The sequence below is a fragment of the Nocardiopsis lucentensis DSM 44048 genome (genome assembly GCF_000341125.1).
In the GTDB taxonomy this organism is placed as follows: domain Bacteria; phylum Actinomycetota; class Actinomycetes; order Streptosporangiales; family Streptosporangiaceae; genus Nocardiopsis; species Nocardiopsis lucentensis.
The window spans coordinates 1-7,309 of the sequence record NZ_ANBC01000486.1 but is presented as its reverse complement, the minus strand read 5'-3'; the positions used below and the strand labels follow the sequence as shown (position 1 = coordinate 7,309).

Sequence of the window (7,309 nt, the reverse complement as noted above, 5' to 3'; positions counted from 1 at the left end):
CCCTACGGCGGTGAGCCGCAGCCGGTCCCGGAGTGGGAGCGGGACATGAGCATGCGTGACGCCCTGCCCGCGTCCAACGTGCCCGTCTACCAGGAGATCGCGCGCAGGGTCGGTCGTGACCGGATGGCGGCCTGGGTGGACCGGTTCGACTACGGCAATCGCGAGATCGGCGGCGCGGACGCGGTGGACCGGTTCTGGTTGGAGGGTCCGCTGGAGGTCACCCCCATGGAGCAGACCGTGTTCCTGGCGAGCCTGGCCCGGGCTGAGCTGCCGGTGGAGGAGCGGCACCAGCGCGCCGTCCGCGAGATCGCGATGGTCGACGAGGTCGGTGACCACGCCCTCTTCGCCAAGACCGGATGGGGCGGGACCGTGGACCCGTCGCCGGGGTGGTGGGTCGGCTGGGTCGAGTACGGGGACGATGTGCACACCTTCGCCCTGCGGGTGGACATCGAGGACGAGTCACAGCTGGAGCTGCGTGAGCGGGTCGGTCGGGAGCTGCTGGTCGAACTCGGTGTGCTGCCGCCGGAGGCCGCCGCCTGATGTGTCCGGCGGTGGGTCGCCGTCCCGCGTGTTCGTGACACGGTGTGGGCCCGGCGCGCGCCGGGCCCACACCGTGTCTTCGCGGCGTCCGCGTCCGACCTGGCTCAGGCGGCGTTCTTGCGGCGCTGGCGCACGGCTTCGGCCAGCTCGGAGAGCACGTGCTCGGTGGTCTCCCAGCCCATGCACTTGTCGGTGATCGACTGGCCGTAGGTCAGCGCGGCCGGGTCGCCCAGCTTCTGGGCGCCCTCCACGATGAAGCTCTCCAGCATGACGCCGATGATGCCGGTCTGCCCCCCGGCGACCTGCTCGGCGATGGCGGAGGAGACACCGGGCTGGCGGGTGTGGTCCTTGCCGCTGTTGGCATGGCTGGCGTCGATCATCAGCCGGCGCGGCAGGCCCGCTCGGCCGATGACGTCGAGCGCGGCCTCGACCGGCTCGGCGTCGAAGTTGGGGCCGCTCCGTCCGCCGCGCAGGATGACGTGGCAGTCGGGGTTGCCTTCGGTGACCACGACCGATCCGGCGCCGGTCGGGTCGACGCCGAAGAACGTGTGCGAGGCCGCGGCCGCGCCGACGGCGTCCACGGCGACCTGAACGTCGCCGTCGGTGCCGTTCTTGAAGCCGACCGGGGTGCTCAGCCCGCTGCTCAGCTGGCGGTGCACCTGGCTCTCGGTCGTGCGGGCGCCGATCGCGCCCCAGGTCACGGCGTCGGCGATGTACTGGGGCGTGATCGGGTCGAGGAACTCGGTGCCCGCGGGCAGTCCCAGAGAGTTGATGTCCAGCAGGAGCTGGCGGGCGATGCGCAGGCCGTGGTGGACGTCGTAGGTGTCGTTCAGGTGCGGGTCGTTGATCAGGCCCTTCCACCCCACGGTGGTGCGCGGCTTCTCGAAGTACACGCGCATGACCACGCACAGGTCGTCGCGCAGGGAAGGCACGAGGCCGATCAGGCGTCGGGCGTAGTCCATCGCCGACTCGGGGTCGTGGACCGAGCAGGGTCCCACGACGACCAGGAGGCGGTCGTCCTCTCCGTCGAGCACGCGCTTGACCTCGGCGCGCGACTCCTCGACGAGGGAGTTGCGCTCGTGGCCCAGGGGCAGTTCCTTGAGCAGGTCCCCGGGGGCGATGAGTGGCTGGTAACTCGCCACCCGTGTGTCGTTGGTGCTCGGCATCGTGTTCCCCTCGGTCCCTCGGTCGGTGCTGGCTGTCGCCGCGACTGACAGTAGCGCGGCCCGGGCCGGTCGAACGCGGTCGTGTGGGGTGTCGGCGTCGCACACGGGATGGGAAACACCACACGGACGAGACACGGAAAAGATTCGTCTCACTATGTGGGACGGAAATTCCTGAGTCCATTCCGCTCCGGGGGCGCAGATCAGTCCTTCAGCCCCGGAAGATCCTCTTCCCAGAACTCGCGCTGGTTGCGCTGGCCGTCGGTGACCGTGCCGCGCTCGGCTTCGGCCCGCCGTAGTTGTACACGTCGGATCTTACCCGAGACGGTCTTCGGAAGATCGGTGAACTCCAGGCGGCGCACCCTCTTGTAAGGGGAGAGACGCTCGCGGGAGTAGGTCAGGATGGCGCGGGCCGTGTCCGCGTCCGGGGGCACGCCCTCGGCCAGGGCGATGTAGGCCTTGGCCACTGACAGGCGCAGCGGGTCGGGGGAGGGGACGACCGCGGCCTCGGCGACGAATTCGTGCTCAACGAGCACACTTTCGAGTTCAAATGGTGAGATGCGGTAATCCGAAGCCTTGAACACATCGTCGATCCGGCCGATATAGGTAATGTAGCCGCGCGGGTCCCGGGCGGCGAGGTCACCGGTGTGGTAGAGGCCGAGCCGGGTCACGTCACGGGTCATGTCGGTGCCGTCGGCGTACCCCGTCATCACCCCCACCGGGTCCCCGGACAGGTCGACGCAGATCTCCCCCGTCTCGGTCCTCTCGTCGGTGGTGGGGTCGGTGAGCACGATGTCGTAGCCGGGCAGCGGGCGGCCCATCGACCCGGGCACGACGGACTGCCCGGGAGCGTTGCCGACGAGCATGGTCGTCTCCGTCTGCCCGAACCCGTCGCGGACGGTGATCCCCCAGGCGTCGCGCACCTTGTCGACCACCTCCGGGTTGAGTGGCTCGCCCGCGGCGGCCGCCTCGCGCAGCCGCACGCTCCAGGAGGTCAGGTCGGTCTGGATGAGCATGCGCCACACCGTGGGCGGCGCGCACATGGTGGTCACGCCACAGCGGACGACCTGGTCCAACAGCCGCTCGGGGTCGAACCGGGCCTGGTTCACCACCAGGGAGGTCGCCTCGGCGTTCCACGGGGCGAACACACTGCTGTAGGCGTGCTTGCCCCAGCCGGGGGAGGAGATGTTCAGGTGGATGTCGGCGGGCTGGAGGCCGAGCCAGTACATCGTCGACAGGTGGCCGACCGGGTAGGAGCGCTGGGAGTGGGAGACCAGCTTGGGCCGGGAGGTCGTGCCGGAGGTGAAGTACAGCAGCAGGGGGTCGTCGGCGCCGACCGGGCGCGGCGGCGTGAAGTCCAGGGCGGCGTGCTCCGAGTCCGGGTAGCTCAGCCAGCCGTCCATGTACCCGACGCAGACACGCGTCCAGTGGCCGCGCAGGTGCGCGAACTTCTCGGTCTCCGCGGGGGAGCACACCACGTGCGCGACGTCGCCCCGGTCCAGCCGGTCGACGAGGTCGCTCTCGGTGAGTATGGGCGCCGTCGGGCAGACGACGGCACCGAGTTTGATCGCCGCGAGTGTGGTCTCCCACAGTTCGACCTGATTGCCGAGCATGAGCATGATCCGGTCGCCCGGGTGCACGCCCTGGCCGATCAGCCAGTTGGCCACCTGGTTGGAGCGCTCGGACAGGTGCTGGTAGGTGTACTTGGCCTCGCTCCCGTCCTCCTCGACGATCCACAGCGCGGTGCGGTCGGGGATGGTCTCGGCCAGCGCGTCGAAGTAGTCCAGGGCCCAGTTGAACCGGTCGGGCCGGGGCCAGCTGAACTCCCGGTGCGCTCTGGGCTGGTCCTCGCGGTGCCGGAGCAGCAGGTCACGGGCGGCCCGGAACTCCGCCGCGCCCTCGGCGGCCCTCTCTTTCGACATCGTCGGCGACCTCCGGTTCGGGATCCGCGGACGGGGTGGCCCGTCCGCGCGCTCGGCCCGCGTGGGGCGCTGGGAACGGTGTGCCCAGCAGGTCCTACCCGGTAAGCGCGCGGGCGACGCCTGCGGTCCGCGCGCCCTACCATGGGCCGCATGGAGGAACTGCGCGGACACCACGGAACCTGGCGATTCGACGGGCAGACGGTTCGGCTCAGGTTTGACTCGGGGCGCAGGGTCCCCACTCTGTTCAAGCACCTGGGGGAGTGCGCGGTTCCGCTGGCGGCGGTGCGTGAGATCGAGTTCGACCGCGGCGACCGCAAACGCGGGTGGCGGCTGCGGCTGCGGCTGGTCGACGGCGCCGACCCGTACGCGAACCTGGGCGTGCCCGGCCGGGGCGGAACGTCCCCGCTCCTGCTCACCGGGCCGCACGACAGGGAACTCGTCGCCGAGTACGTGGCCGACGAACTCACCTCCACCGTCCGCCTGGCCAGGGAGACCGCCGACGGTGTCCCCGACCCGCGACAGGTGGCCCGGGGGCTGGTCGCCCGCCTGCCGTTCCAGGCCCGCACAGCCGAGGGGTCGGCCACTTTCGACGGCACCCGTGTCCGGATCCAGTGGGACGGCCTGATGGCCGGTTCGGCCAAGGAGAAGGAGAAGGCGCGCGAGTTCCGGCTCACCGAGATCGCCGAGGCCCGCTGGCTCCCGCCGGTCGACCTGACCGAGGGCCTGCTGCGCATCGAACTGCGCGGCGTGACCGTCTCGGAGGCCACCGACATCGAGCACGACTTCTTCACCCTCGCCTCCCACGGCACCAAGGGCGGTGACGAGACCCTCCTCATGGCGGCGACCATCAACGCCCACCTCACCCCGTCCCCGGTTCCGGAGGCGGCGGCACTGCCCGGGGCCGGTCCGTCCCCCTCGACCGAGCAGGACGCGGAGACGATCTTCGCCACCATCCGTGAACTGGGACGGCTCCACGCCGAGGGGCTGCTCACCGACGAGGAGTTCGGTGCCAAGAAGGCCGAACTCCTCGGACGCCTCTGACGGTGTCCGTACGGCCTCGGCCGGGAACCGGGGCGTGGAGGACCCGCCCCCCTCGTATGTCTGTTCTGCCCGCCGGACGACCGTCCGGCGGTTCGCACTCGGAAAGGTCACAAGCCTTGCGCACCCTGTACCCGTCCATCGAGCCGTACGACTCCGGAATGCTCGACGTCGGCGACGGAAACCGCGTCTACTGGGAGCTGTGCGGCAACCCCGCGGGCAAGCCCGCGGTGTTCCTGCACGGTGGCCCCGGCGGGGGCTGCAACCCCGCCCACCGGCGGTTGTTCGACCCGGAGCGGTACCGCGTCCTGCTGTTCGACCAGCGCAACTGCGGTCGGTCCGTCCCCCACGCCAGCCGGATGGACTCCGACCTGTCCGCGAACACCACGTGGACGCTGGTGGAGGACATGGAGCGTCTGCGCGAGATGATCGGCGTGCGGACGTGGCAGGTGTTCGGCGGGTCCTGGGGTAGCTGCCTGGCGCTGGCCTACGCGCAGACCCACCCCGAGCGGGTCAGCGAGCTCATCCTGCGCGGGATCTTCACCCTGCGCGACGAGGAGCTGCGCTGGTTCTACCAGCAGGGTGCGTCCATGCTCTTCCCGGACCTGTGGGAGTCCTACCTCGCGCCGATCCCCGAGGAGGAGCGCGACGACCTCATCGCCGCCTACGAGCGGCGCCTCAACGACCCCGACCGCGACGTGCGCCTCGCGGCCGCCCGCGCGTGGAGCGTGTGGGAGGGGTCCACGGTCACCCTGCTGCCCAACGAGGAGATCCGCAGCCAGCACGCCGACGAGGACTACGCGCTGGCGTTCGCGCGGATCGAGAACCACTTCTTCTCCAACCGCGGTTTCCTGACCCCGAACCAGCTCATCGACGGCGCGGAGAAGATCCGGCACATCCCCGGGGTGATCGTGCAGGGGCGCTACGACGTCTGCACACCCGTCCACACCGCCTACGACCTGCACAGGTCCTGGCCGGAGGCGGAGTTCCACATCGTCGACGACGCCGGGCACGCCTACAACGAGCCCGGCATCCTCGACCGGCTCATCGAGGCCACGGACCGCTTCGCCGGTTAGCGGGCCGTCCGGGTTCCGGGCGCTCGTCGCCCGGAACCCGGAGCGCGGCTGTCGCCGCCGACGGGTGTCAGGGACGGTAGGAGTCGATGCAGTTCGCGTTGAACTGGTCGACGTAGTCGAACGGCCCCGCTTCCGCCAACAGCCGCCGTCCCTGGCTGCGGGACAGGTTCCACGACGCGAGGCCCCCGTGGTCGGGGCCCTCCAGGCGGTCCTGGAGCGCCAGGAGCGCGCAGACCCGGTCGTCCTCCTCCAACTCGATGAGTCCGGGGACCGCGTCGGCGGACAGGGTGTCCAGGTACCAGGTGTCGACCGTGGTCAGGTCGAGGTCCTGGTGGCTCTCGGCGATGCGCAGATCCGGGTTCCCGTAGGCGAACACGGCCAGTGCGACCGCGGAGAGGGCGACCGTGGCACGCGGGAGCCAGGCGGTGGAGCGGCCGAGCGTGTTGACCAGACCCGCCACCATGACCAGGACGAACACCGCGCCGCTCCACAGGATCCACGCCTCGGCGCCGGCCCGCATGCGCGTCAGCCCGAAGACGTCGATGTAGAGCTGGAGCCGCATCATCGCCGAGGCGAGGATGACGAGGGTGAGCAGGCACAGCAGACCGAGCAGGACGTTGCGCGTGGTGCGCACGGCCCTCTCCCGGGCCGGGACCAGCGCCGTGGTCAGGGCGATGACGCCCAGGACCAGGAAGCTGACCACGACGAGCTGGAAGAAGCCCTGCCGGGCGTACTCGGCGTAGATGAGCCCGGTGACCGACTGGACGTAGTCGTCGCCGCCGAACATCACCGCGCCCTGCACCGCGACGAACGCCGTGAACAGCGCGATGAGGGAGCCGAGCGGGATGCTCCAGACCCACATCGGCCAGTTCGGGCCGGACTCGGGGGGTGGGACCGGCCCGTAGCGGGGCGCCGGGCGCCGCCGGGCGGCCAGGACGGCCGAACCCGTGAAGAGGACGCTCAGGGCGCCGCCGAACAGGCGGGAGACGACCGTCCCGAGGTCCATGTTCTCGAACGGTCGGGCCAAGTAGTTGGCGAACACGGGGTCGGCGAAGGCGAGGAGCACGCCGAAGACGGTCAGCAGCAGGGCGGTGACGACCGCGGTGAGCACGGCGGGGGCCACGAGCCCTCGGGCCCGGCCGGAGCGCAGGGGGCTGAACAGCAGGCGCGGGCTCGCCGGAAGGTGCCGGAGGAGCGCCAGGCTCCCGACGAGCACGCTGACGGGGCCGCGCCGGGAGGCCGGGTTGCGGACGGCGAAGGCCAGCGAGGCCAGGAGGAGGGCGCCGGTCAGTGTCCACACGAGGACCCAGCCCGCGTCGCGGACGGCGGCGGTGGCCAGCAGCACGGCGGCGAGCACGCCGAAGACCGCCGACCAGGCACGGCTGTGGCGTTCGGGTTCCGGTTCGGGGACGGGCACCACGGGTGGGGGAGCCTGGGCGGTTCCCCAGGGGGCGGGCGCGGCCCGGTGGGGGTGCTGTCGCGGGTACGGCGGCCAGGGGGAGTGTCCCCACGCGGTGTTGTACGCCTGGGCGGGGTGGGGGCCGTGGGCGGGGTGGGGCGGGTGTCCCGG

The 7,309-nt window shown here is 71.1% G+C and carries 6 protein-coding genes; 3 read left to right on the top strand and 3 right to left on the bottom strand.

Going from position 1 to position 7,309, the window contains the following annotated elements:
• Positions 1–540, top strand: a 540-nt coding sequence (locus D471_RS0117395; protein ID WP_017599803.1) for a penicillin-binding transpeptidase domain-containing protein, incomplete at its 5' end; no start/stop codon positions are given.
• A gap of 104 nt (positions 541–644) precedes the next feature.
• Here the strand turns inward: D471_RS0117395 and D471_RS0117390 are convergent.
• Both D471_RS0117390 and D471_RS0117385 read right to left on the bottom strand, forming a co-directional pair.
• Entirely contained in the window at positions 645–1,706 is a 1,062-nt protein-coding gene (locus D471_RS0117390) for a 3-deoxy-7-phosphoheptulonate synthase (protein ID WP_017599802.1), read from the bottom strand.
• A gap of 200 nt (positions 1,707–1,906) precedes the next feature.
• Positions 1,907–3,625 carry an AMP-binding protein gene (locus tag D471_RS0117385; protein WP_017599801.1) on the bottom strand — a complete coding sequence of 573 codons (1,719 nt, stop codon included), beginning with the start codon at positions 3,623–3,625 and terminating at the stop codon, positions 1,907–1,909.
• Positions 3,626–3,775: 150 nt separating this feature from the next.
• On the opposite strand from D471_RS0117385, the gene D471_RS0117380 reads away from it, so the two are divergent.
• Positions 3,776–4,666 carry a DUF4429 domain-containing protein gene (locus D471_RS0117380; protein WP_026127816.1) on the top strand — a complete coding sequence of 297 codons (891 nt, stop codon included), beginning with the start codon at positions 3,776–3,778 and terminating at the stop codon, positions 4,664–4,666.
• Positions 4,667–4,782: 116 nt separating this feature from the next.
• A complete protein-coding gene (pip, locus tag D471_RS0117375) occupies positions 4,783–5,739 on the top strand; it encodes a prolyl aminopeptidase (RefSeq protein ID WP_017599799.1) in 957 nt (318 codons plus the stop codon).
• Between the two features lie 67 nt (positions 5,740–5,806).
• Here the strand turns inward: pip and D471_RS0117370 are convergent.
• A partial coding sequence (locus D471_RS0117370) for a DUF4153 domain-containing protein (RefSeq protein WP_241479651.1) occupies positions 5,807–7,309 on the bottom strand: 1,503 nt, incomplete at its 5' end.

Bases quoted from the DNA above. Each gene is read 5' to 3' on its own strand.
- D471_RS0117380 (WP_026127816.1), top strand. From the start codon at position 3,776: ATGGAGGAACTGCGCGGACACCACGGAACCTGGCGATTCGACGGGCAG.
- D471_RS0117385 (WP_017599801.1), bottom strand. From the start codon at position 3,625: ATGTCGAAAGAGAGGGCCGCCGAGGGCGCGGCGGAGTTCCGGGCCGCC.
- D471_RS0117390 (WP_017599802.1), bottom strand. From the start codon at position 1,706: ATGCCGAGCACCAACGACACACGGGTGGCGAGTTACCAGCCACTCATC.